Source organism: Pantoea sp. Ap-967, from assembly GCF_011752565.1.
Classification (GTDB): Bacteria; Pseudomonadota; Gammaproteobacteria; order Pseudomonadales; family Pseudomonadaceae; genus Aquipseudomonas.
On sequence record NZ_VWXK01000053.1, the window covers coordinates 1 to 25,209 of the forward strand.

Below are 25,209 nucleotides of genomic sequence, written 5' to 3' on the forward strand. Positions count from 1 at the left end.
CTGCACAAGGCGCACAATCGTGTTTCGTCGTAAGCTTTTTCATGGTCTCGCCCTCGCTGCCGTTGGCTTCTTAGAACGCCACCGTGGCACTGTGATGCCTCGGCGGGGGCGAGTCCATTTAATTACATGGGGATCGGGGGGATCGGGGGCATAGTGGGGATCGGGGGCGTGCAGGCGCGGCGGAAAAGACAAGGGGCGCTGGGCGCCCCTTGGGTTACTGTGCCGGTGCCGTCGCTGGCGGTGGGTCATTGGTCACCCGCAAAATCCCCCACAACCCCGCCAGGTTCCCGTAGGCCGCATAGTCGCGGAACAGGTAATCCCCCGGCACCGCGTTGGCCCCGCCGGCGCTGGGCAGCATGAAGCTGAAGTGCGCGGCCGGCAGCACGCTTTCCTGGGCGCCGATGTACATGGCCATCGGGTTGTAGCCGAAACGCACCGAACCAATCCCCGGCAGGCCCATGGGGTAGCCGTCGACATCGTTCTTCTCGGCCTGGTAGTTATGCAGCGGCCACAGGTGCCCGTCGAGCTGGTAGGTGATGCCGCGGCTGCCACCGCTTGGCATCAGCACATGGCTACGCACCGGCTGGCCCGGCCTTGCATACAGCACCGGGGTTTGCGGGTCGCCACCAACCAGGGCGTTGCTGTAGGCCATGTGGGCGTTGGGCACGTCGGCGAAGCCAAAGCCATCGGCATGGCCGAACGGGGCATCCGGGGCCAGGCCGAAGCGCAGCCACAGCGGCTCGGTCTTGTAGTTCATGGCCATGTTGCCGTTGTCCTTCGGATCGCCGGGCACGCCGTTGCCTTCCGTGGCGATGCCTTCGACCGGCCGGCCATCGGCCCAGCGCATGTTCATCGAGCGCTGCCACACCGTGACCAGGTCGCGGTAGTCGGGCTGGCCGCTGACCTTGACCGTGGCCTGGGCGCGCATGGCCGTGTCTTCGGTCCAGGTGGCGGTTTGCGGCAAGATGCTCATGCCGCCCACCAGGCCCTTCTGCGGCTGCTTGATGACATCCGCCGGGGTCAGGTTGAGGCCGCCGAACTCGATGGCGGTGGTGTTGATGTTGTCCACCGTGCGCCCCAGTTGCAGGGTTGGCTTGCCCTCCCGTTCCAGGTGGCCGGCGTAGTACTGGTACACCCGGCTCGGGTAGGCGCCACTGTTGCCCACCCGCGGTGGCACGGTTTGCACGGGGTTGGCACCCACGTTCACACCGTCGGACTTGGTGATGTCGTAGGCCAGCAACTGCGCATGCAGGCCCACGTGGCTGGAGGGGCGCATCAGGTTGTTGTTGAAGGCGGTGGCGCCTTCGCTGTCGTAGCGGTCGCGCTTGACCAGGTTCTGCATCACCGCCGTGCTGGGCAGGTCGGGCATCACCAGCGGCAGGCGGTTTTCCAGGGTGATGCTGATGCAGTCACCGGCATTGGCCCGCAGCACCAGCGGCTCCACCGGCACCCCGGCCTTGAGCTTGCCACTGGCCGGGTCGAGGTCGGCCTTGCGCACGTACAGCACGGCAGTAGGGTCGTGCAGCGGGGCGCTGTGGCCACCCACGGTGAAGGTGGTGCCGTCCTCCTCGTCCACCACCGTTACCTGCGGGATGCTGGTTTTGCGGCTGTTGAACACCAGGGTGCCGCCTGCGGCCTTGAGCGGGCCGCCGACATGTTGGCCTACCCCCGACGGGTCGTTGATGCTGACGCCGTGGCGGTTTTCCAGAATGTCGTTGGCCAGCGCGGCCACCACCTCATAGCTGCGCTTGACCGTGGCCCGGGTGCCGATGCCATTGGGGTTGGCCGTGGTTTTCGGGCAGATGCCGTCGAAGTTGACCGTATTGCGCATGGCCACCGGTTGCGGGTTGTTCGGCAACGGGAACAGGTCGGCGCGCTGCCCGGTGTAGTTGCGCATCACGCCCCAGATGCCGTTCCAGTAGCCTTCCAGGGCGGCGTCCATGGTGTACAGGTAGTCACCGTTGGTGGCGGCGGAGCTGGAGATCATCGACACCGGGGCCATGAAGCCCATCTGTTCGGAAATGCCGATCATCTGCGACGCCTTCCACCCTGAGTTTGAGCTGTTGCCGAAGCCCGAGCCGTTCTGCAGCCATTTCACGCCATGCAGGGTGACGTTGTGCTCCTCCTCATGGCCGCCTGCGTGCAGGCGCAGGCGCACGTTGTCGCCGGAGTAGGTGCGCAGCATGGGGGTGAACGGGTCGCCCGGCTCGCTGCCGGCCTGGTTGATGTTGGGCGGGAACAGCGTGGTGCCGCCGGTGGGGCCGACCGCCGAGGTGATCGCCGAGGGCGCCAGGTTCATCGCCGGAATGGCCCGGTCGGTGCGGCTGTGCAAAGCGTAGCCGAGGTCGCCGGCAAGGCCGTCGGCCTGCATGCCACGCTTGCCATCGGGGCCGACCTTGTTCGGGTCGAACACCCGCAGGCCCAGCGGTTCGTTGCGGTAATTGACCACGAACATGCCTGGGTCATCCACCGAGATCGCCTGCGGGCATGGCCGGCTTGGGCAGCCTGGGCTGAGCCCGCCACGCGACTCGACCACCGATTCCAACAGGTTGGCGGCCTTCTGCCGCACAGGCGGGTTGATGGCGAAGCGGAAGCTGTCGGCGGTGGCTGGGTAGGCCTGGCCATTGGGCACGCCATCGGGGCCGGCACCCACGTATACACCGGCTTCATAGGCATGCTGGAAGTCGCTGTACTCCAGGAAGAACTCGCGGTAGCTGTCGTTCTTGCCGTCGCCGTCATGGTCGCCCGTCTGGATCACCGCTTGCCACGAGGTGGGGCCACCGTCCTGGCGCGTGGCCGGGTTGTACAGCTTTTCGCCGGTTTCGGCGTGGAGCCAGGTGGAGCCAGCAGGTTCGGCCAGCACGGTGGCATACAGCCCGAGTTGCTGGTGGGTGGATGGGCCGAGGTGGTCGTGGGTGAAGATGGTGCCCAGGCCACGGTCGACGTTGTGCACGTTGACCAGCGGGTCGGCGAACCAGCGCTGCATGGCCGTGCGCGCGCCGAGCCAGTCGGCCCGCCCGAAGCGGCCGAAGTACGGGTGCTGCCGGGCTTTCGGGCAGGCTGGCGTGGCGTCGCGGGCATCGCCCTCGGTGCAGCCATTGAAACTGCGGATGGCGTGCACGCGCTCGACCACGCTGCCGGGCGAAAGAATGCCGTCCTCGTAGTTCCAGCCGTTGGCCGAGCCGTCGGCGGCGGTCAGGTCCCACTTGGGCAGGTGAATGTGCTGGCCGATCACGTCGGTGGGGGTACGCACCTGGTAGTCGTCCATTTCGTAGAACGACGGGATCAGGTTGGTGTGGGTGTACATGGTGCAATCGAAGGTGTTCATGCGCATCACCAGCGGCTCGGGTGGGCGCTGCTTGGTAATGACCGGCCAGGCGTCTTCCCACAGGGCAAGGATGCGTGCCTGCGGGAAGTGGTAGCCGACTTTGTTGAACACCGCGTCGAACTGGATGTTGGCGCCTTTGTAGATGCGCGGGCGGTCGGCGGTGAAGGTGGACGCACCGCGGAAATTCAAGCCGGTGAGGCTTTCGCCACTGAAGAACTCACCCACCCCCGAGGTTTGCGTAAGGCGCTTGCCACGGTCATCCATGCACGGCTCGTAGAACGGTGCGCCAGCGGTGGGCAGCGCACCGTTGGTGCGAAACGCCTTGGCCACCGGCTGGCTGCCGGGAATCAGGGCGTAGCTTGGGTGCTCGGCCTTGGCATGGAACTGCATGGCCGCCTGCTCGACGTCGGTGCCCTCCTCCGGCATGTACAGCGGCCTGGCCTTGTGCACCACCTTGGAGAAGTCCAGGCGGGTGGTGGTGGTTTCGGCTTCGCCACCGGCGGAAACACCGTCCAGGGCGTGGCGGCCCAGGCCACCGTCCCAGCCATCGACCTGGTTGGGGTCGAGGTTGGCCCACAGGGCCTTGCCGCTGTCCTTGAGCTGCCGGGCCAGGGCCGGGTCGAGCATGTCCAGCGGCGGGGTTGGCGGGCGGTTGCCGACACTGCTTTCCATGCCGCCGATCCAGAACGGGTAGCCAGGGTTTTTCAGGCTGCCGTCGGCATTGCGGTTGGCCTCGCTGCGGTCGACCAACGCCAGCGAGCCGATGGCCTTGGGCATCGATGCCCTTGGGCCTTCGTGGTCATCGCCGTCTGCGGCGTCATCGTCATTGGCGGCCACCTGCTCGGCCGCGAGCTTGGGCACCACCACCACCTTGCCGGGCATTGGCGCCATGGCCTTGCCTGGCAAGGGCACAATGGCCGGGATCGGCGTGCCGGCGACGATTTCGCCATCGGGCAAGGCCCGCGCGCCGGCGGCTGGCTTGCCGCTGCGCAAGGCGAATGGCGTGCTGTGGAAACCATTGGCGCCCTGCCCGCTCACGTCCAGCCGGGTGCCCTCTTCGAACACGTCGTGCACCCGCCACATGGCCCACATGCCCTGGGCGAAGTGCGGGTAGAAGTGGCAGTGGTAGATGGCATCGCCCGCCACACGGTTGCGGTTGCCGGAGCCGCCGTTGGCGATTTCGTAGGTGTAGCCGATGCCCGGCCCGATGCCTTGGGCGTCGATATAGTCGGAGTTGTCGTCGTTGGGGTTGAACAGCCACTGGTGGCCATGCAGGTGGAAGATGTGCTGCTCATGGCCATTGTGGGTGTTGCGGAACTTGGTGAAATCGCCAATGTAGCTGTGGTGCACGTTGGCAGGCTCGGCCGGGTACAGCGCCATGCTGGCCTTGACCCCGGTCGCGCTGGCCGGGGGCACCTGGCCTGGGCGAATGCTTTCCAGGCCGACGTTGGCCGGTACATCGACCAGCGTGCCGATGTCGCCCACCGTGTGCGAGCTCAGGAAGAACTCTTCATAGGCGCAGGACAGGCAGTCGTGCATGGGGCCCACGCCCAGGCGGTTGGCCACCACTTCCGCGCCCATGCCGCCCGAGCCGTAGTTGATCATGAACGAATCGCGGGTGGGTTCCAGCACATGGCCCATCACCGGGTCGGCCCAGTAGCCGGGGAAGGCCTGGGTGGCAGCCACTTCGTCGGCAAATTGCGAGGCGAAGTCGCGAAACGCCTCCAGCCGGTTGGGCAGCGCCGGGTTGCGCTTGCCCAGGCTCTCCAGCGGGTAGGTAGTCCTGGGGAAACTGCCGTCGGGGTTGGGGCCCATGACGATGGCGTCGGTTTCGCTGTTGAGGATTTCATTGCCGTCGACCATGGCGATGATCGGCTTGCCGGCCTTGCCTTCGCTGACCCAGGGCTCGGCCTGGGGGTAGCGGGCCTGGTAGTCGATCACCGGCTGGCCGGTGGCCGTGCGGCCGGTGGTGGCCAGGCGCATTTCTTCCTCGGTGAGGGTATTGCGGAAGGTGCGCCCGCCTTTGGGCACGACCACCACCTGGCCGAACAGGCCGTTGGCCACGTTGCCGGCACCGCCCTGGCCGCCGAAGGTGGCGCCCTGGCTGGTGGCGGCGAAAGCCCCCTCGCGTTCGGCGAACAGCGTGTAGCTGCGGCTGTTGCCGGGGGCCACCAGGAAGTTGCCGTTGCGCCCGGTGTTGGCGGCGATGTCGCCAATGCTGTTGACCGCCTGCAGGCCGTTGACCTGGAAGCCGACCCTGCGGTCGGCCACCTGTTCATCGGCGACGAAGCCTTCGCCGCCTTCGTTTTCAGCTTGGTTTTCGTCTTCCGGCCCTTCGGGTTCGATGCCGTGCTTGTTGGGGTTGGCCCGGTAATCGAGCAGGTTGGTCAGGTTGACCGTTAGGCAGTCGCCGGCGGCCACCCTCAGCACGATGGGCCGCGGGCGCTTGTCGGGGCGCAGGGTGACCTTGCCCGGCACGGCGGCGCCGCCCTTGCTCAAGGGCACCTGGTGGTCATCCACCACGTCTTCGCGCAGGGCGAAGATCATGCCGTTGGCGTTTTGCGCGCCCAGCCGGTTGAACATCAGCGGCTGGTCCAACGCCACCACGTTGGCCACCAGGTTGCGCTGGCACTGCACGGCGGCTTCGCTGGTGTCTTCCCAGCCAAGCAGGGCCAGCAGCAGTGAAGTCAGGACGGGGGCTTTGTACGGGGTCGACATGCTGCACCTCCGGGACACAGGGACTCTGCGTGGGGGTGGAGCAAGGTATGTGCCATGGCGGGAAAGCGTTGAGTATCAGTAGGTTGAGCTGGAGATTTCAGCGAATTGGGGGGTGGATTCCCCGAATGAGGGGGGCAAACCCTGATAGGTGCATGTCCTGGGGCCGCGCCTCAGGCTTCGGCCGGGCGCTTGGCGTTTTTCTTGTTGATGGCTTTCATCCGCGTGGCGGCGCGTTGCACGGTGGCCATCTTTTCCGGGCGTTTCATGCCCCGCCATTTGCGGATTTCCTCACGGGTGCGCCCGCAGCTCACGCACAGTTCGCTGTTGAGCTGGCAGAGCGAGACGCAGGGGTTTTCGATGTCTTTGGCCATGACGGGCTCCGGTTGCGGGCGCGGATGATACCGTATCAGGCCGTGGCCACAACCTGCAGCCTTCGCCACAGCAGGCGGCCAGCGCTGATCGACCAGTTGACCACGGCAATCACCAGCAGCCACTGCAACAGCGCAGGCATCCCCGCCTCGACGATCACCTTGCCCGCCAAAAGCGGGAAACCGAATACGCCAACGAAGTAGGCCAGGCTGAACAGCAGCAGCGACTGGGCGGTAAGCCCGGGCGGTGCTTCATTGGCTGCGAGGCCGTTGATCACCGAGTAGGTCAGGCCATAGCCAACGCCCAATACCACGGCCGCCAGCAGGTAACTCACTGTGCCATCGACGCCGTACTGGAACATCAGCACCGACAGCACCATCAGGGCCGTCAGCAGGCAGGCCATGCGGTACGGGTCGCGCTTGACGATAAAGCCCGCCACCAGCAGCCGGCAGGAAATGGCAGCCGACATGAAGCCGAGAAAGAACAACGAGTAATCCAAGTGCCGGGCGCTGGCAAACGAGGTTTGGAAACTGGACAGCCCACCGAAGATCGCGCCCCCCAGGCCGACCATCAAGATGGCAAAGGCCGCCCTGGAAGAAAGCACTGCCCGTGCAGCCGCCGGGGTGATCTTGCACACGGCCACCGCCGCGGTTTTCGCCCGCTGTATCCGCGGCCCCATCAGCAGGAACAGCACGCCGCCCAACAGGCTTGCCAGCGCCGCCGCCACGAATGCCGCCTGCACCGGGTAACCCAGTGCCTGGGCCGCCCGGCCGAGCAGTGGGCCGGTGCCGATCCCGGTCATCATGCTGCCCGAGAGCAAGGCAAAATACTTCACCCGCCGCGCCGGCTCGATCAGCATGGCGACGATGATCGGGCCCAGGGTGTAGAACACGCCCCAACCAAAACCCAGCACAAGGCCGCACAATACCATCGCGCTGCCAAAGCCCGGGGCAAAGGCAAAGCCCAAGCACGCGGCGGCCAGCAACACGGCGCCCGCCGCCACCGCTTTCGGTGCACCGATCAGGTCGGTCAGATGGCCGGAGAAGATCACGGCCACGAAGGTGCTGAGCATCGCCACCGAAATCACCGAGCCGGCATCGGCCTCGCTGGCGCCCTGGGCACGCAGCATCATGGCCAGCAGGAAGGTGGTGCCATAGGACAGCGACAACAGGTAACTGCCCAGGCAGAAGGTGGTGAACAGGCCATTGGCGGGCGGGTGATTGGCAGGCATCAGGCATTCCAGTTGTTTTTATTGAACAGGTTCTGCCCAGGCTTTTAGCACGGGGCCGCTGGTGGTTGGATACGAAAGCCGCGGAGTGAAGCGTTGCAGTCTCATACCTAATGGCCTGTTGCAGCGCGACACACTAAGCTCGAAACCCTGTTCAGGAGGCTTGCCCATGCGCCCCACCCTCACCCTTCGCAAGGCCCAACCCGCCGATGTCGAGGCGATCACCGCCCTGGTTCAGGCGGCCTACTCGCCCTATATCGAGCGTATCGGCAAGGCGCCTGCGCCCATGCTCGACGATTACCGCCAGGTACTTGCCGATTGCGATGTACAGGTTGCAGTGCAAGGCCTGCAGGTGGTGGGCGTGCTGGTAATGGAATGTGAGGGCGAGCAGATGCTGCTGGCCAATGTGGCGGTATTGCCAGCGTGCAAGGGCCAGGGCATTGGCAAAGCGCTGATGACGTTCTGTGAAACCCACGCCCTGCAGGCGGGGTGCAAGGCGGTGCGGCTGTACACCCATGAGCGCATGACCGAGAATATCGAGATCTACCACAAGCTCGGTTATGTCGAGACGCACCGGGCCGAAGAACAAGGGTTTGCCCGGGTGTTCATGCGCAAGGCGCTCTGATGAAACACCCGGTTTGACACACGTGCTGTAGAAAATCCCCCATCCCTGCGGGCTGCGCTGTCGCGCAGGGAACATTGAACTCAGGTGCGCCGCGATAGCCTGTAGGAGCGAGCGCAGCTCGCGATGGGCTGCAAAGCAGCCCCAGCGTGATGAATTACGAAGCTGAAGACCTGGGGCCGCTGCGCGCCCCATCGCGAGCTGTGCTCGCTCCTACCGGGGGCTGCGCTGGCCTGGAGATGGGTGCTTGATCGGCAGTCCAGGGTTGTGGTGTAGGTCAAGCGCCGGTGTTCGCGTATCGCATTTTTGGGCACTCACGCATTGCGGCGCAAGATCGCCACACGCGGTGACTTCAGGCACCAGGCGGATGTCCACCCGGCGGTTTTCTGCCCGGCCAGCGAGGGTGTCGTTGCTGCTGACCGGCTGGCTGGCCGCCACGCCCTGAACGGCAAAGCAGCTGTCCGGGATATCCCCCATGCGCTGCATCCAGTCACGCACCGCAGAAGCCCGGGCCCGCGACAGTTCGAGGTTTCTGGCGGCGTCCCCCCGCGCATCCGCATGCCCGGAAACAACGATCAGCCAACCCGGCTGGGCCTTGATGCCTACCAAAGCATTGACCAATAGCTTGGTCGAGCCGGGCTTCAAGCGGCCCCTTGCAGGTGCAGCCCTTCAGCCCGTTACAAGAAGCTGTTGACCGCCAACGCCGGCACTTCCACCCGGCTTCGCTCCCCTGCCCGTTCGATCACCAGCCCGTCCTGCTCGATGGCCACCAGCTTCACGCCGCGCGCCAGCTCATCCCCGGCTTCCACGGCCTGGGCCGGGCCGCCATCGAGGCTGATGATGGCGACCGTGCCGGCGCGGCCCGACAGCACCCCGCTGACGCGGATATCCACCTGCGCGGGCAGGTCGGCGAACCAGCGCCCCGCTCCGGTATCGGCCAGGGGCGCGGTGGCCGCTGCCTGGGCCTGGGTGGGTAGCGCGGCGGCGGGCGCAAGCACCCAGGCCCAGGTCACGGCACCGGCAACCGCCACCAGCCCTCCCAAACCCTGCAACCACAACCCCGGTGAGCGATAAAGACGTTGAAACGACATGATGGCGCGCTCCTTGTGCTCAAACCCTGAGCATATCGGGCAAACCTCACGGTTTTGTTTCACACCGCGATCATCTTCGTGGGCCATGCTGGCAGCAGGACAAGGAGACCTGCCGTGAACCCGCGCAATGGACAACAAGGCTTTACCCTGATCGAACTGATGGTGGTGCTGGTGATCGTTGGTATCGCCAGCGCGGCCATCAGCCTGAACATTCGCCCAGACCCCGCAAAGCACCTGCGCGAGGACGCCGAACGGCTGGCAAGGCTGCTGGAGCTGGCCAACAGCCAGGCGCAGAGCGATGGCCAGGCCCTGCGCTGGCAGGCCGACGCCCGGGGCTACCGCTTCGTGCGCGGTGACGGCGTGGTGCTGGAGGATGGCCCATTGCGGCCCAGGTTGTGGCAAGCCGAAGCGGTGAAAGTGAACAAGCGCCCGCGTGGCCCGTTGTGGCTGGAGGGCGAATGGGTCAGCGAACCGTTGACCCTGGCCTTGCGCAGTGGCAACCAGGTGATCGAGCTGGTGCGCAGCGGTACCGGCACGCTGCAGGTGGCCCGGCCATGAGGCGCCAGAACGGCTTCACCCTGCTGGAAGTAATGGTGGCGATTCTGCTGATGGCGGTGGTCAGCCTGATCGCCTGGCGTGGCCTGGACAGTGTCAGCCGGGCGGATCGGCACGTGCGCCAGAGCACCGAGGATAACCAGGCGGTACTGCGCGTGTTCCAGCAACTGGAACGGGACCTGGCGTTGCGCGCCACCACCGAGTTGCTGGAGCCGGCCCGGCCCGGCCAGGAACTGATCGCCAAGCCGGTTCTGCCGGCCCTGCGTGTGCGCGCCGACCGCCTGGAACTGATTCGCGCCGCCGCCGGCCCCGGCAGTGGCCTGCAACGGGTACGCTGGTGGGTGCGCGGTGGCACCCTGTACCGCGCCGCCGCGCCGAGCAGCGACAGCTTTCCCCTGGCAGCGGCGCAGGGGGGTGTGGCGTTGCTGCAAGGGGTGCAGGCATTTGCCCTGCGCAGTTGGAAGGAACAAAGCGGCTGGCAGGTGCTGGACAGCACCGCCGCCGACAACCCCAAGGGGCTGGAAATTCGCCTGAGCCTGCGCAGTGCGCAGGGCCAGGCCCACTACCGCCAGGTGCTGGGGCCGTTCAACTGACCAGCACTACCCCGCCGGGCAGCTCAAGGCAGCGAGCGCCGTAGGCGGCGCGGATCAGTTCGGCGGCCTGGGGCAGTTGCTCGAAACTAAAGCGCGCCTGCACCCGGCGCCGGCCAAGGGCCTGGTTGAGCAGCACCAGGCGGCCGGGGCGATAGCGGTTGATTTCGGCGATCACCTCGGCCAACGGGGCATCCCGGAACACCAGCAAACGCTCACGCCAGGCCATCACCTGGCCTGCGTCGAACGCCTGCGGTGTGCCCAGGTCGCCGGCACCGAAGCGCAACTGGCGCCCGGCCGGCAACACCTGAACCTGGCCCAGGGCACTGACCTTCACGCTGCCGCCCAGGCAGGTAACGCAGATGCCCCGGTCATCTTCACGCACGTTGAAGCGCGCCTGCTCGGCATCGATCAGCCCGGCGCCGGCCTGCACCCGCACGGCCTGGCTGGCGAGCACTTCCATCTCACCGCTGAGCAAGGCAATGGCCTGGCCTTCCCGCGCCACACGGGTGCGCACGTTGAGTTCCAGCTCGATGCCCGGTGCAAGCTCCACCCGGCGCTGCTCGCCCAGCGCGGTTTCAAAGGCAGCAGCAGGTTCGCCAAGGCGGCTAAACACGCCAGCCTGCCAAGCGACGACCCCTACCGAAGCAGCCACCGCACCGCCGAGAAACGCCCGCCGGCTCACGCCCGGCAGGGGCGTCACGGCCTGCGCCTGTTGCGCCGCCGGGCCCAGCAGGCGCCACAGCTCGCGCACCTGGGCAAAGGCCGCGGCATGGGCCGGGCTGCGTGCGCACCATTGCTGCAAGGCGCTGGCATCGGCCTGGGTAGCGCGGCCGGAGGTCAACAGCAATAGCCAGTCCTGGGCCTGGCGCTGCAACTCGGGGTCGGGCGAAATCTGGGGCATGGTGCTCACATGAAAAGGTCGACTATTGATCAAGACGGTTTTCCCGCCCCCGGACCGAACCGCTGAAACGCTTTTCTTTCAAGGCGCGTTGCACAATGCCCCAAGGCTGCCTTGATTTCCTTCTCCACCATGCGCGTGGAAATGCCGAAGCGCTGGGAGATTTCCTGATGTGAAGCCTCCTCCAGGCGCGCGGCAATAAAGATGCGCCGGCGCCTGGCCGGCAATTCGTAGAGCGCGCCGAGCAGGCTCTGGATTTCCTTCTGGCCACCGACGATGCGGGCCGGGTCCTGGTCTTCGGCCACCTGCAGCAGGCTTTCGATTTCACCGCCGGTGAGCAGCCGCGCATCGGCCTCGCGCCGGTCGGCAGCCACGTTCAGGGCCATGCGGTAGAGGTAGGCGCTGGGCTTGTGCACCTCTTGCGCCGTTTCCATGCGGTCGACCCGCAGGTAGGTTTCCTGCAGCACGTCGTTGGCCAGGTCATCGGAGCCGAGCCGACGCTTCAGGCGTACCCTGAAGGCGTCATAGGAGGTCAAGAACAGCTTGACCAGCGCACTGTCCCGAGGTTTGTTCATGCCGCCGCAGCTCCTTGCGAAAGTGGGCAATCCATAGGTCCCGGGCGCAGCAGCAGGGTAACCGGCTGGGCCAGGGAAGTTGGCGGCGCGCGCTGCAGGCGCACGGCGCGCAGGCGCTCGACCAGCGCCGCGTCACGGTTGAAGTCACCGGTGGTGGCCAGTAGCCGGCTCTGCACCAGTTGCCCGCTGGCGTCTATCCACACTTGCAGGGCGGCGCGGTAGCTGCCCGGACGGGTCAGCGCCGAGACGCACAGCGCCTGCTCCACGGCCTGCTGAAGCGCCCGCGCGTAACTGCCGGCGCCAGTACCGCCCGGCCGCTCGCGGGCAGCCGGGGCCTGCAGGCGCAGTGGCCGCAGGGTAAAACCTTGTGCGGCGCTGTAGCGCGCCTCCAACCCGGTGCCCAGCAACAGGCGCTGGAGCCCTTCACGGGGGGTGTAACGCCCATTGATCGGGCTTGAACGCAGACCGCCCAGCAGGGCCTGGTCGACCAGCACGGCCATGCCGCTTTGCCGCCCGAAGCTGTCCAGCGCCAGGCCCAGGGGCTGCGCGGGGATTGCCAGGGTCAGCCGCGTATCGCCACGGACCGGTATCACCAACGCCAGCCACAACAGGCCAACCACCAGAAATGCACGCACGGACTGGTCGGCCTCCTTGCTGTCGCCGTTACCGGGAGTGGCCATCCTGGGGCCTGTGTATGACGCTGTGGTGACAGCATTCGGCCATCAAAGCTTCACCCCGACACATGGCGACGCGGGCTAGAATTCCAGGCAATCCGTACCTGGATGGAGGTGCTTCATGGTTTGCGTGAGAATCGGGCTGCTGGCAGTGCTGTTGGGCTTGGCTGCGCCGGCCTTGGCCGAACAGGCCAGCAATGAGAAGGGCTGCATCGACGTGCAGGTCGGGCAATCGCGCGCCCTGGCGTTCGACTGCCTGAGCAAACAGCTGCAGGGCAATGACCCACGTGCCGGCAAGGCCCTGCGTGCACAGGTGCAGGCCGGCCAGCAGGTGGACAAGCGCCAGCCAAGCCAGCTGGGCCTGGCGACACCGGCTGCCACCGCCACACGAATGGGCAACAGCTTTGGCACCTCGGTAGTGCCGCAGCGGCCGTGAATACGGCGGGCACCCGACAAACAGCAGTGAAATAAGTTGAACATCCTGGTGCGCTAGGCTTCATAAAGAAGATCGACGCAGTGTTTTTGCCAGGAGCCTGCCTATGCCTGTTCAGTTCCCGGGAACCCAGCGGCCATGAAAATGCCCGGCCGTGCCCCCAATGCCAGCGTTCAGCTCGATTATGTTCGCGATACCCTGTTTGGCCCGGTGGCGTTGAGCGTGGAATGCCAGTGCCAGCTTGCCGCACTCAGCCTGCAGGGGCGCCCTGCCCTGCGCTTGCACATTTGCCCGCCACTGCCCGACAAGGTCGAGCGGGCGCACAGCGTGGCGTTCGTCTGGGACGGGCGCAGTTACCGCGGCGTGGTGCGCGATCAGGGCCGGTGTGGTGATGGTGGGCTGAACCTGCTGCTGGAATTGCAGTAGGCCATGCGGGCGGCCGGTCAGCCTGGGCTGACCGGCGCGGCGCCGGCGATCAGGCGATCGCCTTCAACGGCAGCGAGTGGGTGTTGCGCAGTGCATGCAGCTGGCCGACCAGGTTCACCAGGTCCCGGCAGCTGTTCAGGTTCTGCAGCGATACCCCAGTGAGGGTCACGCCCTCCTCCAGGCTCTGGCCCTGGCCCAGGCGAATGGTCAGGCTATTGCCATCCGTGCAGCTGACTTCGCAGCGGTCGGGCAAACAGGCTTGCTCGATGATCTGCCGCATTTCAAGCATCGAAACTCCAATCAACGACATGGTACGACCCCTCTCTGTTGGCCTTATGAGTGTGAGTACGCCTTTGCGGGACGGGGTGCCAATTGATATTGCCCATGCTCAAGCGGCCGTCCATGCGCCGGAGCAATGATCTGCGGGGAAATCCTATAGCACCTTAGTGGAAGAACGCTGGCGGCTGGGGGCTGTTCGATCGAATGGTGGCACTTTGCGACAGGCGGTCACGGGCGCGTCATTTATCGGCCAGCGACGCCCACAGGTGCTGCGCCGCGTAGGCCTGCCAGGGGCCCCAGGCCGGGGCGCGTTCGGCCAGTTGCGCGTGCTGCCCTTCGCGTTGGCGCAGGGCCTTGACCAGGGCCACATCGCCAAGCGGCATGGCGTCGCTGGCACCGACCTGGCGCAGGGCCAGGTACTGGGCGCTCCATGGGCCGATGCCCTTGAGGCGGCACAGGGTGCCCAGCACATGCGCCAACGGCTGCCCGGCGCGCAGCAGGTCGGGTTGCGCCAGCAGCGCGCGGGCCAGGGTGCCGAGGGTAGCGGCCCGGGCGCGGGGCATGCCGAGGTTTTCAAGGTCGGCGGCAGCCAGGGTGGCGACGCTTGGAAACACATGGCTCAGGCCTTGCGCCTGCTCTTGCAGGGGCTGGCCATGGCGCGCCACCAGGCGCCCGGCCAGGGTCATGGCGCCGGCGACGCTGATCTGCTGGCCGAGCACAGTACGCATGGCCTGTTCGCAGGCATCCCAACCCTTGGGAACGCGCAGGCCCGGGCGCGCAGCCAGCAGCGTGGCCATCAGCGGGTCTTGGGCCAGGTCGCGGGCGATGCGGGCGGGGTTGGCGTCCAGGTCGAAGACACGCCGCACGCGGGCAATCAAGGCGGGGATCGCGTGGCTGGGCACGCCAACCAGGCCGATCCGCAGGCGGTTGCCCGCCGTGGGCCTGGCTTCGAGCAGGGCGGGCCGGCCATTGACCACCAGGGTGCGGCGGTAGGTGCCGGCGCTGAAGGTTTCGATGCCGGGGATGCAGCGGGCAGCGAGAAAGGCCAGGGTCGAGGGCCAGTGGTAGGGCGTGGCGTAGCGCAGCCACAGGGTGTGGCCGGTGGGGGTGATGGTGCGCTGTACGGCTTGGAAGCGGGAATGGGGCATGGGTGCATCATGCCAAGATTTGTGTGATTGCGCCGCTTTCGCGGCGCATCGCGAGCTGCGCTCGCTCCTACCAGGTGTGGTGTGGCAGAAGGCGTGCGCTGCGGTTCAGGCCATCTGCCCGAACCGGCCGGCGTGGAAATCATCGAAGGACTCTGCAATTTCCGCCTGGCTGTTCATCACGAACGGGCCGTAGCCGACGATTGGCTCGTCGATCGGCTCGCCGCTGAGCAACAACAGGCTTGCGCCTTCTGCTGCCTCGATGGCGACATCCTCACCGGCGCGCGCCAGCAGCACCAGGCTGGCCGGGCCGGCGTCGCGTTCGCCGTTAACCCGCACGCTGCCGTGCAGCACCACCAGGGCGGCATGGCGCCCCTGGGCAATCGGCAATTGCAGGCTGGCACCGGGGTTCAGGCGCAGGTCCCACACGTCCATCGCGGTGAAGGTCCGGGCGGGGCCTGGCTGGCCTTGGTAGGCACCGGCGATCACCCGCAGGCTACCGCCATCGCCCGCCAGGGGCACCACAGGAATGTCGGTAGCCAGCAGGGTCTGATACCCCGCCGCTGCGCGCTTGTCGCGTGCTGGCAGGTTGACCCACAGCTGTACCATTTCCAGCGTGCCGCCGCTGCGGGCAAAGGCTGGGGAGTGGAATTCCTCGTGGAGGATGCCGTTGGCGGCCGTCATCCACTGCACGTCGCCCGGCCCGATCAGGCCACCGGCACCGGTGGAGTCACGGTGCTCCAGCTCACCCTGGTAAACGATGGTCACCGTCTCGAAGCCCCGGTGGGGGTGCTGGCCCACGCCACGGCGGTCGGTGGTCGGCGTGAAGTCATAGGGCCCAGCGTAATCCAGCAGCAGGAACGGGCTGAGCTGGCTGGCCAGGGTGTCGTAGGTGAACAGGCTGCGCACCGGAAAACCGTCACCGACCCAGTGGGCGTGGGGGCTGCGGTGGATGCCCAGAATCGTTTTCATGGAAAGGCTCCTCTCTTCATGGGAATAAACTTACCCATGAAGCCAATTCGCCACAAGCCAGCAAAAACAGCACGTATCGTTCTACTGGCAGGACAATAAACGGCGTAAGGCACGCGGGTGAGCGTCGCGACAGGGCGATTGCTTCAAGGCTTACTCTGCCATGGGTGCGCTCAGGTAAGCGTGCACCTCTGCGATGCTGGGGGCAGCATCCTCCTGCATGAAGCAATGGCCGCCGGCCATTTGCCTGGCGCTCACATGGGCATTGAGCGCAACCAGCCGTACTACCGAGCGCGGTACGAAGGGGTACGTGCGGCTGCCGTAGAGCACCCGCGTGGGTACCGCGATGCTCGCCAATTGCGCCCACATGCGCGAGGGGAACGAGCTGAAAATGTCCACCTCGCGGCTGGGCCGGCACTTGAGCACCACGCCCTCGCCGCAGTCACCCAGGGCGTGTTCGATGTACGCTTGCAGCGCCGCATCGCTCCAGCCCTTGAAGATGCCGCGCCCTTGCAGCGACGTCAGCGCCGCCTCGCGGTCCGGCCAATGGCTGCGCCGGCTGGCAGCCTTGCGCGCCAGCCCGTGCTTGCGGTGCAGGCCAACCAGCGCGGCAGCGCCCATCACCCCGAGCATGCGGCGGCTGAACAGCACGGGGTCGAGCAGCACCGCACGCTGAAACAAACCAGGATGCCTGGCCAGTATCAGGCCCGTGAGCACGCCACCAAAGCTATGGCCCAAGGCATACCTGGGCACATCACCGTACTCATGCCGCCCCGCCTCGAACGCTTCCACCGCCAGCTCGGCCGTGCGGTTCCAACCACGGAATTCGCCGCCATGGTCACTGTCACCATGGCCTTGCACGTCGCACAGCCACAGGTCGAAATGCTCGCCCAAGCCCAGCAGCATGGGCTGGTAGGCCAGGCAACAGAAGCCGTTGCCATGCAGGAAGTGCAGCAGCGGCTTGCCGCTGGCCGGCGTGCGCCAGCCGCGCAGGGTGAAGCCTTCGCGGGTGTCGAAGGACCAGGGGATCAACTGCATCGGTGTACTGTACTCAGGGGTTCAGGAAAACGCCGATTCTACAAACAGCAGCGGGTACAGGGAAATCACCAGCAGCAAGGCCATCAGGACATTGAACAGCATCAACCAGCGCGGGTTCTGCAAGAGGTTGCGCAGCGCGCTGCCAAACATCACCCAGATGCCGACGCTTGGCAGGTTGACCAGGGCGAACACAGCGGCAATGACGATCACATTGGTCACATAGCCTTGGGCCGGTGTATAGGTGGTGATCGCCCCTACCGCCATTACCCAGGCCTTGGGGTTGACCCACTGGAACGCCGCCGCACCCCAGAAACCCAGCGGTTTGCGGGCATTGGCCGAATCGGTGCCCAGGGGCCCGGAGGTTGCGATCTTCCAGGCCAGGTACAGCAAGTAGGCGGCACCGGTGTAGCGCAGCACGCTGTACAGCGTCGGCCAGGCCTTGAACACCTCGCCCAGGCCCAGGCCAACCGCCAGCACCATCACCATGAAGCCGACACTGATGCCGATGGCATGGGGGATTGAGCGGCGCACACCGAAATTCACGCCCGAAGCCAGCAGCATGGTGTTGTTGGGCCCCGGTGTGATCGAGGAAACGAAAGCGAACAGCATGAAGGCTGTGAGGAGGTCGGCAGAGGCAAGCATGACAGGCATTCCAGATTCGTTGCAGGTGCTGACACACTAACGGAGTCGCCCTGCCCTGCGACCGGTACAGTTAAGTTAAATTAATCAGATACACATTACTGTACCGCTAACGAATCATGCTGCCACTGGGTAGGCAATCGCTTGGACCGGCCCTTTCGCGGGCTGCGCACCATTGCCCTTGTAGGAGCGGGCTTGCCCCGCGAACACCGGCGCAGCCGGTGCCATGTACCGCGTTGCCTGCTTCGCGGGGCAAGCTCGCTCCTACAAATTAGCCCCGCGAAACGGCCGGTTGAGGCGGTATCAGGGGCGGTGCCAGACGGCGCCGGCAATGTCGACCTGCCTGGGCAAGACCCGGTTCTGGAAAAACAGCTCGGCGGTGTGCTGCTGCGCCGCGACGATGTCGCCACTGATCGGTATCAGCGGCGATGCCGGCCGGTGGCTGAAGCTGCGCTGCACCACCGCCTCCGGCAGCCCCATGAACTGCGCCAGCAGCTGGACGCTTCCGGCCTCATCACTGCGGGTCAGTGCCTCGGCGCGGGTGATTTCATCCAGCAGCTGCCCGACGAACTCACCATTGGCCTGCACGTACTGGCGCGCCCCCAGCATGAACGGCCCGATCAGCCCCAAGCCCTCGCCATCGGCCAACACGCGCGCCTTGCCTTCCAGTTCGATGGCCGAATAGAACGGGTCCCAGATGGCCCAGGCATCCACGCTGCCGCGCTCGAACGCCGCCCGCGCATCGGCCGGCGCCAGGTACACCGGCTGTACATCGCGAATTCCCAACCCCGCCTTGGCCAGGCTGCGCAGCAGCAGGTTATGCGCACTGGAGCCCTTCTGCAGGGCGATACGCTTGCCTTTGAGGCCCGTCACCGAGGTGATCGGGCTGGCCTTGGGCACCAGGATCACCTCGGCCTTGGGCTTGGGCGGCTCGGCTGCGATGTACAACAGGTCGGCCCCCGCCGCCTGGGCGAAAATCGGCGGAATGTCGCCGGTGGAGCCTATGTCCAGGCTGCCGATGTTCAGGGCTTCAAGCATCTGCGGGCCTGCCGGGAACTCGATCCATTGCACCTGGGTATTGGCAAAGCGCTGCTCCAGCAAGCGGTGCTGCTTGGCCAGCACCAGGCTGATCGAGCCCTTCTGGTAACCGATGCGCAGGCTCGCCGGGTCGGCCGCCTGCACCGCGCTGGCCAGCCCCAACAGCAGAAGCATCGCAAGTCGTAGCGTGCGCATAGGTCAGGCCTTCCAATCGGTCGAGGGTTTTTCCCAGAGGTTGATCCCGCCTTCCACGGCGTACTGGTCGATCTCGTCCAGCTCGGCCTGGCTGAAGGCCAGGTTGTTCAGCGCCGCGACGTTTTCGGTGATCTGCTCAGGGCGGCTGGCACCGATCAGCGCCGAGCTTACCCGCGGATCGCGCAAGGTCCAGGCCAAGGCCAACTGCGCCAGGCTCTGGCCTCGCCGTAGGGCGATTTCATTGAGCGCCCGGGCCCTGGCGATATTGGCCTCGGACAGGTGCCCTGGCAGCAACGAGCCACCGCCTGCGCGGTTGACCCGGGCATCGGCGGGAATGCCATTGAGGTACTTGTCGCTGAGCAGGCCCTGGGCCAGCGCCGTGAACACGATCACCCCGGCCCCCACCTCTTCGGTGGTGGCCAGCAGGTCGTGCTCGATCCAGCGGTTGAACAGGTTGTACGACGGCTGGTGTATCAGCAGCGGCACCTTGAGCTCGGCCAGCAGCGCCGCAATTTCACGGGTTTTGCCGGCTGAATAGGAAGAAATGCCGATATACAGCGCCTTGCCCTGGCGCACGATATCGGCCAAGGCGATGGCGGTTTCCTCCAGCGGCGTGTCGGCATCGAAGCGGTGCGAATAGAAGATATCGACGTAGTCCAGCCCCAGGCGCTGCAGGCTTTGGTCGAGGCTTGCGTGCAGGTACTTGCGTGAGCTGCCGCCCTGCCCGTAAGGGCCGGGCCACATGTCCCAGCCGGCTTTGCTGGAAATGATGAGTTCGTCCCGGTAACTGCGCAGGTCTTCGCGCAGCAGGCGGCCAAAGTTGGTTTCGGCGCTGCCATAGGGTGGGCCATAGTTGTTGGCCAGGTCGAAGTGGTTGATGCCGGCATCGAACGCCGTGCGCAGCAAGGCGCGCTGGGTGTCGATGGGGGTGGCGTCGCCGAAGTTGTGCCACAGGCCCAGGGACAGGGCCGGCAGCACCAGGCCGCTGCGCCCGACACGGCGGTAAGGGATGCGCGCATAGCGCTCAGGGTGGGCAATGTAGCTCATGGTTGGCCTCGCTCGGCAAAGAAGGGGTTGGCGGGCCGCTGCAGGCCCAGGTGTTCGCGCAGGGTTTTGCCTTGGTACTGGCGACGGAACAGGCCGCGGCGCTGCAGTTCAGGGACGACCTGCTGGGCAAAGTCTTCCAGGCCTTGCGGCAGGTGCGGCACCAGCACGTTGAAACCGTCTGCCGCACGGCCTTCGAACCAGGCCTGGAGTTCGTCGGCGATCTGCCTCGGGGTGCCGATCAGGCTGTAGTGCCCTCGCCCGCCGGCGATGCGCCGGCCCAGTTCGGCCAGGGTCAGCTGTTGCTCGCCGGCAAGCTCGGTGAGCAGCAGTTGGCGGCTGCGCTGGCCGTCTTCGGTGGGCGGCAGCATCGGCAGCGGGCCGTCCAGCGGGTAGCCAGACAAGTCGAAGTTGCCGAGCATGCGGCCCAACAAGGCCACGCCCACGCGCGGGTCCACCAGGTCCTGGAACTGCTGGTATTTGGCCTGCGCCTCGGCGTGGGTGCGCCCGACCACCACGAACACCCCGGGCATGATCTTCAGCGAATCTTCCGTGCGCCCATGGCCGGCCAGGCGGCCCTTGAGGTCGGCATAGAATGCCTGGGCACGGGCCAGGCTGGGTTGGGCAGTGAACACCACCTCGGCGCTTTCAGCGGCCAGTGCGCGGCCGGTTTCTGATGAACCCGCCTGCACCAATACTGGCCGGCCCTGCGGCGAACGCGCCACGTTCAGCGGGCCGCGAACCTGAAAGTGCTCGCCGGCATGGTCGAGGGTACGTACCCCTTCAGGGTGGTGGAATTGGCCGCTGGCCTTGTCGCGGATGAAGGCATCGTCGGCCCAGCTGTCCCACAGGCCCTGCACCACGTGCTGGAACTCACGGGCCCTGGCGTAGCGCTCGGCGTGGGGAATGTGCGCGTCACGGCCGAAGTTGCCAGCCTCGGCGGCGGCGTCGGAGGTCACCAGGTTCCAGCCAGCGCGGCCGCCTGAGAGGTGGTCGAGGGAAGCGTACTTGCGTGCCACGTGGTATGGCTCGTTATAGCTGGTGGTGGCCGTGGCGATCAGGCCGATGCGCTCGGTGACGGCGCTCAGTGCCGAGAGCAGGGTCAGGGGTTCGAAGTACACCGAACGGGCGCTGTGGCTGGCCAGGGCGTCGCTGGGTGCGGCAACGCTGTCGGCGACGAACAGGGCATCGAAGCAGGCGGCTTCGGCCACCTGCGCGGTGCGCCGGTAGGTGCTGAAGTCCAGCGGGTCGGCGGGCACATCCGGGTGGCGCCAGGCGGCCACGTGGTGCCCGGTGGCCATCAGGAACGCGCCCAGGCTCATTTGGCGGGTCATGTGTGGGTCTCCTTGAATGGGGCTGCGTTGCAGCCCTTCGCGGGGCAAGCCCGCTCCTACAGGGGTGGGCGCGGTTAGAAGTCTTTGCGCAGTTGCACGCCGAAGTAGCGCCCGTCATCGCGCGGCACCGAGCGGTAGATGTAGTCGCCGCCGCTGGCCAGCATCTGCGCATACGACTTGTCACCCAGGTTCTTGCCCAGCAAAGCCACGCGCCAGCCCTCGTTGTAGTCGGCCAGGGCAATGCTGGCGTTCCAGATGCCGTAGGCGCCCTGCACGGTGTCTGGGTTCTGGTCGAGGCTGAACTGCACCGCGTCCTGCCAGCTGTAGTCGCTGGACAGTTCCACATCCAGGCCATTGGCCAGCGGGATGCTGTAGTCGGCGCGCAGGTAGGCCTTCCAGTCCGGGGTGAAAGGCAGCCGGCCGCCGTCGATGTTGCAGCTGGCAGCGGCGCCCGCCGGGCAGTTGAAGTGGTCGACCCGCGCCTTGGTGTAGGCCGCCGCTGCCGAGAACTTGAGCTGGGAGGTGGCCTGGAAGCTGGCGTCGAGTTCCACGCCCTGGGTCTTGACCTTGCCGGCGTTGACCAGGCGGGTTACCACCTGGTTGGCCACGGTGTCGTAGAAGTTGGCCTGGTAGTTGTCGTAGTCAGTGTGGAACACCGCCAGGTTGGCCATCAGCCGGTTATCCAGCGCCGTGCCCTTGAGGCCTACTTCGTAGGCGTCGGAGGTTTCCGGCTTGAGCGCTTCGGTGTCGCGCGGCTGCATGTTGAAGAACACGTTGTAGGCCGGGCCCTTGTAGCCGCGTGAATAGGTGACGTAGCCGGTGAGGTTGTCGCTGAAGTCGTACTGCAGGCCGGTGCGGCCACTCCAGCCATCTTCGTCCACCGAGCCGGAACTGGCGGTCGAGGGCTGGATGCCGGTCACGGCGGTGGCCGAGGTGGAGACGCGGCGGTGGTCGTATTCAAGGTCGTCGTGGGTCCAGCGCAGGCCGAAGATCGCGCGCAGGTCATCGGTGAAGTTGAAGGTGTTCTCGCCGAACAACGCGACGCTGTCGTTGGTGGTGGAGTAGTCCGCCCTGCCGGTGTTGGCCACCCCGCTGTTCACCGACAGGCGCTGGTAGGTTTCGTTGGAGGTGCCGTGCATGTAGAAGGCACCCAGCACGTATTCGTTGAACTGGCCCTTGGGCGAAGTCAGGCGAAATTCCTGGCTGTACTGGTCGTAATCGACGGTGCCCTTGTCGTGGGAAGCGGTTACCGGCAGCAAGGCGCGGCGGTCGCCGTCCTGGAACTGGGTGTTGTCCCAGCCGCGCCAGGCGCTGATCGAGGTCAACGTGTAGTCACCCAGCTGCCAGTCGAGCTGGGCCGACAGGCCCTGGTTTTCGTCCTCGACATGGGTTTTGAAATCGCTGTTGATGTCACGGTTGTGGGCGCTGGGCGTCACCGGGCGCAGTTGGCTGGCGAAGGCGCTGCTGGCGCTGGTGATCACGCCGTTGGGCAGGGTGTCCTCGCCTTTCATGTAGTCGGCGATCAGGGTCAGGCGCAGGGCATCGTTGGGTTCGAACTCCAGCTTGCCACGCGCCCCCTTGCGCGAGTAGCCATTGACGTCATGGCCGTTGGCGACGTTCTCGACGTTACCGTCATAGTCGCCCCACAAGGTGCTCAGGGAGCCCTTGAGCTGTTCGTTCAGGCGGCCACCGATACCGAAGCGCAGGCGGTTCTCGTCGCCCCCGCCGAAGTGCGAGTAGTCCACGTAGCCTTGGGTGTGCTCGGGGATGGCCTTGCTGACCACGTTCAATACGCCGGCCGAGGCGTTCTTGCCAAACAGCGTGCCTTGGGGGCCGCGCAGCACTTCGATGCGTTCCAGGTCGAGCAGGTCGAGGGTGGACTGCCCTGGGCGGCCGAACACCACGCCGTCGACCACCGTGGCCACGGTCGGTTCTACACCGGGGGATGTGGAAATGGTGCCGACGCCGCGAATGAACAATGAGGTGTCCTTGTTCGAGGCACCGGCGCGGTAATTGAGTGTTGGCACCTGCTGGACGATGCTGGCTACGTTGTTGCGGTTGTCGCGTTCAAGCTGCTCGCCGTTGATGACCGACACGGCCACCGGCACTTCCTGCAGGGTCGACTCGCGGCGGGTCGCGGTCACCGTCACGGCATCCAGCGCGGTGGCTTGCTGTTCAGGCTCGGCGGCCTGGGCCGGTTGGCCAATGGCCGCCAGCAAGAGCGCGGCAGCCAGGGGTTGGCGCTGCTTGAACGGAAAAGCGTTGTGCGGTTTGTGCATGATGCTCACTGCCTTCAAAGACCAGACCAGGGCCCGCATACGAGCCAACGGGGTGTTGCTGTGGTTGTCTGGTCTCGCTCGTGCGAGTGGCAGGCGCTTGCCAACAGCAGCGCTTGTTAGCGCTAACATGGGCAAGTATCGGAGCGCTGTGCTTAGCAGGTCAAATACTTAAAAAGCAGATTTATATGCCATAAAGCTATTTGCCAGCCTCGCCTACGTTAGCGCTAACATCGCCGCATTTCTCCATGAGGCCAGCCTGTGAGCCAAGCCAAGGATTCCCCCCGCAAGCGACGCGGCGCCGGCCGTGTGACCCTGGCCGAGGTGGCGCGCGCTGCCGAGGTGTCGGCCATTAGCGTTTCGCGTTTCTTCAACCAACCCGAGCAGGTGTCGCCGCCTTTGCGCGAGCGTATCGAAGCGGCGGTGCAGGCACTGGGGTATGTGCCGAACCTGGTGGCCGGTGGCCTGGCTTCGGCGCGCGGGCGGATCGTCGGCATGGTGATCCCGAACATTTCCGGGCCGATCTTCGCCCAGACCATTCAGGCGTTCAGTGACACCCTGAGCCAGCATGGCTATCAGTTGCTGTTGGCTTCCAGCTACTTCAGCGAGGCGCAGGAAGAGAGCGCCGTGCGTGCCTTCCTGGGCTGGTCGCCGGCGGCGCTGGTGGTGACCAGCCGCTTCCACAGCGCGGCCACCGAGAAGATGCTGGCCGAGGCCGATGTGCCGGTACTGGAAATCTGGGACTACTGCCCCGAGCGGGCACCGCTGCAGGTGGGGTTCTTGCATCACCAGGTGGGTGTGCAGGCGTGCCGCTACTTGTTGGGCAAGGGCCATCGGCGCATCGCCTTCGTGCAGAACAGTGCCGCCGGCGACCTGAGCGCCCTGGAGCGGCGTGATGGCTACATCGAAACGCTGCGCGAGGCTGGGTTGGAGCCGTGGGTGTTCGTGCCGTCGGCCGACTGCGCGCCGTTCGAGGCTGGGCGCCAGGCCATGGAGGCGCTGATGCGCCGCGACCCGCGGCCGGAGGCGATCATCTTCGCCAACGACAACCTGGCTGCTGGCGCCCTGCTGGCAGGCCAGCGCGCTGGGCTGCGGTTGCCGGAGGACATGGCGATCATGGGGTTTGGCGACTATGCCTTTGCGCAGATGCTGCTGCCCAGCCTGACCACCCTGCGGCCGCCCTCGCGGGAGATTGGCGAGCTGGCGGCGTTGCGGGTTTTGCAGCATTTGGGCAGCGTGCCTGTCGAGGGCGAGGTGCAGCGGCTGAACCTGCTGGCGTGTGAGTTGATCGCTCGGGAAAGTGCCTGAGGGTCACTTGCGGCGTTCGACTTGATGGCTGCCGTCGCAGTCGGCGCGGGTTGGGTTGTCTGTGCAGCTCTCCTGATAACTGAAATATTTGCAGCCTGCCAGCAGGCTCAATAGCGCTAGCACTACCAATGTCCTCATGACCACCTCCTGATTATGCAGAATCCTCCTAACACACTAGTTCAGCGAGATGAATTAGCCAGGCCCTCATGAGGCGGCAGGGTGGCCATGCGCCTGCCTCAACCTGCCTCAAGAGGTGTAGCGCCTGTGAAATCGAGCGCCGCCCGCGCGGCGCATCGCAGGCAAGCCTGCTCCTTGTATGTTGTGTCTGGCCTGGTGAGAGAGGTTATTCTCGTCAGGCTGAAGAAGCACTTCCGGGGAGGCCGATCGCTCCTAAAGGCAGGGATTGCCCCTGACCTTGTATGTAGAGAGGCCCC

The 25,209-nt window shown here is 65.9% G+C and carries 23 protein-coding genes and 1 pseudogene; 6 read left to right on the plus strand and 18 right to left on the minus strand.

Translation table 11 applies throughout. The annotated features are described in order from the left end of the window. Positions 1-214: 214 nt before the first annotated feature. From mnxG to F3J45_RS28940, 3 genes are all read right to left on the minus strand, one after another. Positions 215-6,046, minus strand: a complete 5,832-nt coding sequence (gene mnxG, locus F3J45_RS28930) for a manganese-oxidizing multicopper oxidase MnxG (protein WP_167070771.1) — start codon at positions 6,044-6,046, stop codon at positions 215-217. A gap of 170 nt (positions 6,047-6,216) precedes the next feature. Further along, the gene (locus F3J45_RS28935) at positions 6,217-6,417 is read right to left on the minus strand and encodes a DUF1289 domain-containing protein (RefSeq protein ID WP_167070772.1); all 201 of its coding nucleotides are present in this window, start codon (positions 6,415-6,417) and stop codon (positions 6,217-6,219) included. A gap of 35 nt (positions 6,418-6,452) precedes the next feature. Continuing rightward, a complete protein-coding gene (locus tag F3J45_RS28940; protein WP_167070773.1) occupies positions 6,453-7,646 on the minus strand; it encodes an MFS transporter in 1,194 nt (397 codons plus the stop codon). Between the two features lie 166 nt (positions 7,647-7,812). On the opposite strand from F3J45_RS28940, the gene F3J45_RS28945 reads away from it, so the two are divergent. After that, a complete protein-coding gene (locus F3J45_RS28945; RefSeq protein ID WP_167070774.1) occupies positions 7,813-8,268 on the plus strand; it encodes a GNAT family N-acetyltransferase in 456 nt (151 codons plus the stop codon). A gap of 210 nt (positions 8,269-8,478) precedes the next feature. Here the strand turns inward: F3J45_RS28945 and F3J45_RS28950 are convergent. Both F3J45_RS28950 and F3J45_RS28955 read right to left on the minus strand, forming a co-directional pair. Then, a pseudogene (locus F3J45_RS28950) lies at positions 8,479-8,919 on the minus strand (OmpA family protein); the annotation flags it as partial. Between the two features lie 23 nt (positions 8,920-8,942). Next, positions 8,943-9,356 (minus strand): type II secretion system protein N, encoded by a 414-nt coding sequence (locus tag F3J45_RS28955; RefSeq protein WP_167070775.1) that lies wholly within the window; start codon positions 9,354-9,356, stop codon positions 8,943-8,945. A 114-nt stretch (positions 9,357-9,470) separates the two neighbouring features. Here F3J45_RS28955 and F3J45_RS28960 point away from each other — a divergent pair, with 114 nt between their 5' ends. After that, positions 9,471-9,914, plus strand: coding sequence for a GspH/FimT family pseudopilin (locus F3J45_RS28960; protein WP_205299622.1), 444 nt, complete (start codon positions 9,471-9,473; stop codon positions 9,912-9,914). After that, positions 9,911-10,504 (plus strand): type II secretion system protein GspJ, encoded by a 594-nt coding sequence (locus F3J45_RS28965; protein WP_167070776.1) that lies wholly within the window; start codon positions 9,911-9,913, stop codon positions 10,502-10,504. The genes F3J45_RS28960 and F3J45_RS28965 overlap by 4 nt, the downstream gene beginning before the upstream one ends. Here the strand turns inward: F3J45_RS28965 and F3J45_RS28970 are convergent. Genes F3J45_RS28970 through F3J45_RS28980 form a run of 3 tightly spaced genes read right to left on the minus strand, consistent with a single transcriptional unit; the run spans position 10,497 to position 12,657 of the window. Beyond that, positions 10,497-11,405: a DUF4880 domain-containing protein gene (locus F3J45_RS28970; RefSeq protein ID WP_167070777.1), complete on the minus strand. Its 909-nt coding sequence runs from the start codon at positions 11,403-11,405 to the stop codon at positions 10,497-10,499. The genes F3J45_RS28965 and F3J45_RS28970 overlap by 8 nt on opposite strands. 29 nt (positions 11,406-11,434) lie before the next feature. Then, positions 11,435-11,977 carry an RNA polymerase sigma factor gene (locus F3J45_RS28975; RefSeq protein ID WP_167070778.1) on the minus strand — a complete coding sequence of 181 codons (543 nt, stop codon included), beginning with the start codon at positions 11,975-11,977 and terminating at the stop codon, positions 11,435-11,437. After that, complete coding sequence (locus F3J45_RS28980; RefSeq protein WP_167070779.1) at positions 11,974-12,657, minus strand: STN domain-containing protein; 684 nt, start codon at positions 12,655-12,657, stop codon at positions 11,974-11,976. Before F3J45_RS28980 ends, F3J45_RS28975 begins: the two co-directional genes overlap by 4 nt. 115 nt (positions 12,658-12,772) lie before the next feature. On the opposite strand from F3J45_RS28980, the gene F3J45_RS28985 reads away from it, so the two are divergent. Continuing rightward, on the plus strand, positions 12,773-13,087 hold the full coding sequence (locus F3J45_RS28985) for a hypothetical protein (RefSeq protein WP_167070780.1): 315 nt from the start codon (positions 12,773-12,775) through the stop codon (positions 13,085-13,087). 135 nt (positions 13,088-13,222) lie between these two features. Continuing rightward, positions 13,223-13,510 carry a hypothetical protein gene (locus F3J45_RS28990; RefSeq protein WP_167070781.1) on the plus strand — a complete coding sequence of 96 codons (288 nt, stop codon included), beginning with the start codon at positions 13,223-13,225 and terminating at the stop codon, positions 13,508-13,510. Between the two features lie 49 nt (positions 13,511-13,559). Here the strand turns inward: F3J45_RS28990 and F3J45_RS28995 are convergent, their stop codons facing one another. From F3J45_RS28995 to F3J45_RS29035, 9 genes are all read right to left on the minus strand, one after another. Further along, complete coding sequence (locus tag F3J45_RS28995) at positions 13,560-13,820, minus strand: DUF1652 domain-containing protein (protein WP_167070782.1); 261 nt, start codon at positions 13,818-13,820, stop codon at positions 13,560-13,562. A gap of 208 nt (positions 13,821-14,028) precedes the next feature. After that, a complete protein-coding gene (locus F3J45_RS29000) occupies positions 14,029-14,937 on the minus strand; it encodes a DNA-3-methyladenine glycosylase (RefSeq protein ID WP_167070783.1) in 909 nt (302 codons plus the stop codon). 105 nt (positions 14,938-15,042) lie between these two features. Further along, positions 15,043-15,906, minus strand: coding sequence for a pirin family protein (locus F3J45_RS29005; protein WP_167070784.1), 864 nt, complete (start codon positions 15,904-15,906; stop codon positions 15,043-15,045). Between the two features lie 150 nt (positions 15,907-16,056). After that, on the minus strand, positions 16,057-16,941 hold the full coding sequence (locus F3J45_RS29010; protein WP_167070785.1) for an alpha/beta hydrolase: 885 nt from the start codon (positions 16,939-16,941) through the stop codon (positions 16,057-16,059). Between the two features lie 21 nt (positions 16,942-16,962). After that, entirely contained in the window at positions 16,963-17,583 is a 621-nt protein-coding gene (locus F3J45_RS29015; protein WP_240158172.1) for a LysE family translocator, read from the minus strand. Positions 17,584-17,883: 300 nt separating this feature from the next. Then, positions 17,884-18,813, minus strand: coding sequence for an aliphatic sulfonate ABC transporter substrate-binding protein (locus F3J45_RS29020; protein ID WP_167070787.1), 930 nt, complete (start codon positions 18,811-18,813; stop codon positions 17,884-17,886). A gap of 3 nt (positions 18,814-18,816) precedes the next feature. After that, complete coding sequence (gene mgrA, locus F3J45_RS29025) at positions 18,817-19,860, minus strand: L-glyceraldehyde 3-phosphate reductase (protein WP_167070788.1); 1,044 nt, start codon at positions 19,858-19,860, stop codon at positions 18,817-18,819. Next, entirely contained in the window at positions 19,857-21,191 is a 1,335-nt protein-coding gene (locus tag F3J45_RS29030; RefSeq protein ID WP_167070789.1) for an LLM class flavin-dependent oxidoreductase, read from the minus strand. The genes mgrA and F3J45_RS29030 overlap by 4 nt, the downstream gene beginning before the upstream one ends. Positions 21,192-21,265: 74 nt before the next feature. Further along, the gene (locus F3J45_RS29035; protein ID WP_167070790.1) at positions 21,266-23,470 is read right to left on the minus strand and encodes a TonB-dependent receptor; all 2,205 of its coding nucleotides are present in this window, start codon (positions 23,468-23,470) and stop codon (positions 21,266-21,268) included. A 258-nt stretch (positions 23,471-23,728) separates the two neighbouring features. On the opposite strand from F3J45_RS29035, the gene F3J45_RS29040 reads away from it, so the two are divergent. Then, positions 23,729-24,775 carry a LacI family DNA-binding transcriptional regulator gene (locus tag F3J45_RS29040; protein WP_167070791.1) on the plus strand — a complete coding sequence of 349 codons (1,047 nt, stop codon included), beginning with the start codon at positions 23,729-23,731 and terminating at the stop codon, positions 24,773-24,775. A gap of 3 nt (positions 24,776-24,778) precedes the next feature. Here the strand turns inward: F3J45_RS29040 and F3J45_RS30355 are convergent, their stop codons facing one another. Continuing rightward, the gene (locus tag F3J45_RS30355; RefSeq protein WP_255432118.1) at positions 24,779-24,913 is read right to left on the minus strand and encodes a hypothetical protein; all 135 of its coding nucleotides are present in this window, start codon (positions 24,911-24,913) and stop codon (positions 24,779-24,781) included. Positions 24,914-25,209 lie beyond the last annotated feature (296 nt).

Excerpts from the sequence above, each read along its gene's own strand:
- F3J45_RS28935 (WP_167070772.1), bottom strand. The coding sequence starts at position 6,417 with ATGGCCAAAGACATCGAAAACCCCTGCGTCTCGCTCTGCCAGCTCAAC.
- F3J45_RS29020 (WP_167070787.1), bottom strand. The coding sequence starts at position 18,813 with ATGCGCACGCTACGACTTGCGATGCTTCTGCTGTTGGGGCTGGCCAGC.
- F3J45_RS29000 (WP_167070783.1), bottom strand. The coding sequence starts at position 14,937 with ATGCCCCATTCCCGCTTCCAAGCCGTACAGCGCACCATCACCCCCACC.
- F3J45_RS28975 (WP_167070778.1), bottom strand. The coding sequence starts at position 11,977 with ATGAACAAACCTCGGGACAGTGCGCTGGTCAAGCTGTTCTTGACCTCC.
- F3J45_RS28985 (WP_167070780.1), top strand. The coding sequence starts at position 12,773 with ATGGTTTGCGTGAGAATCGGGCTGCTGGCAGTGCTGTTGGGCTTGGCT.
- F3J45_RS28955 (WP_167070775.1), bottom strand. The coding sequence starts at position 9,356 with ATGTCGTTTCAACGTCTTTATCGCTCACCGGGGTTGTGGTTGCAGGGT.
- F3J45_RS29035 (WP_167070790.1), bottom strand. The coding sequence starts at position 23,470 with ATGCACAAACCGCACAACGCTTTTCCGTTCAAGCAGCGCCAACCCCTG.
- F3J45_RS29010 (WP_167070785.1), bottom strand. The coding sequence starts at position 16,941 with ATGCAGTTGATCCCCTGGTCCTTCGACACCCGCGAAGGCTTCACCCTG.
- F3J45_RS28965 (WP_167070776.1), top strand. The coding sequence starts at position 9,911 with ATGAGGCGCCAGAACGGCTTCACCCTGCTGGAAGTAATGGTGGCGATT.
- F3J45_RS28980 (WP_167070779.1), bottom strand. The coding sequence starts at position 12,657 with ATGGCCACTCCCGGTAACGGCGACAGCAAGGAGGCCGACCAGTCCGTG.
- F3J45_RS29030 (WP_167070789.1), bottom strand. The coding sequence starts at position 21,191 with ATGACCCGCCAAATGAGCCTGGGCGCGTTCCTGATGGCCACCGGGCAC.
- mnxG (WP_167070771.1), bottom strand. The coding sequence starts at position 6,046 with ATGTCGACCCCGTACAAAGCCCCCGTCCTGACTTCACTGCTGCTGGCC.
- F3J45_RS28990 (WP_167070781.1), top strand. The coding sequence starts at position 13,223 with ATGAAAATGCCCGGCCGTGCCCCCAATGCCAGCGTTCAGCTCGATTAT.
- F3J45_RS29005 (WP_167070784.1), bottom strand. The coding sequence starts at position 15,906 with ATGAAAACGATTCTGGGCATCCACCGCAGCCCCCACGCCCACTGGGTC.
- F3J45_RS28940 (WP_167070773.1), bottom strand. The coding sequence starts at position 7,646 with ATGCCTGCCAATCACCCGCCCGCCAATGGCCTGTTCACCACCTTCTGC.
- F3J45_RS30355 (WP_255432118.1), bottom strand. The coding sequence starts at position 24,913 with ATGAGGACATTGGTAGTGCTAGCGCTATTGAGCCTGCTGGCAGGCTGC.
- mgrA (WP_167070788.1), bottom strand. The coding sequence starts at position 19,860 with ATGAGCTACATTGCCCACCCTGAGCGCTATGCGCGCATCCCTTACCGC.
- F3J45_RS29015 (WP_240158172.1), bottom strand. The coding sequence starts at position 17,583 with ATGCTTGCCTCTGCCGACCTCCTCACAGCCTTCATGCTGTTCGCTTTC.
- F3J45_RS28995 (WP_167070782.1), bottom strand. The coding sequence starts at position 13,820 with ATGTCGTTGATTGGAGTTTCGATGCTTGAAATGCGGCAGATCATCGAG.
- F3J45_RS28970 (WP_167070777.1), bottom strand. The coding sequence starts at position 11,405 with ATGCCCCAGATTTCGCCCGACCCCGAGTTGCAGCGCCAGGCCCAGGAC.
- F3J45_RS28945 (WP_167070774.1), top strand. The coding sequence starts at position 7,813 with ATGCGCCCCACCCTCACCCTTCGCAAGGCCCAACCCGCCGATGTCGAG.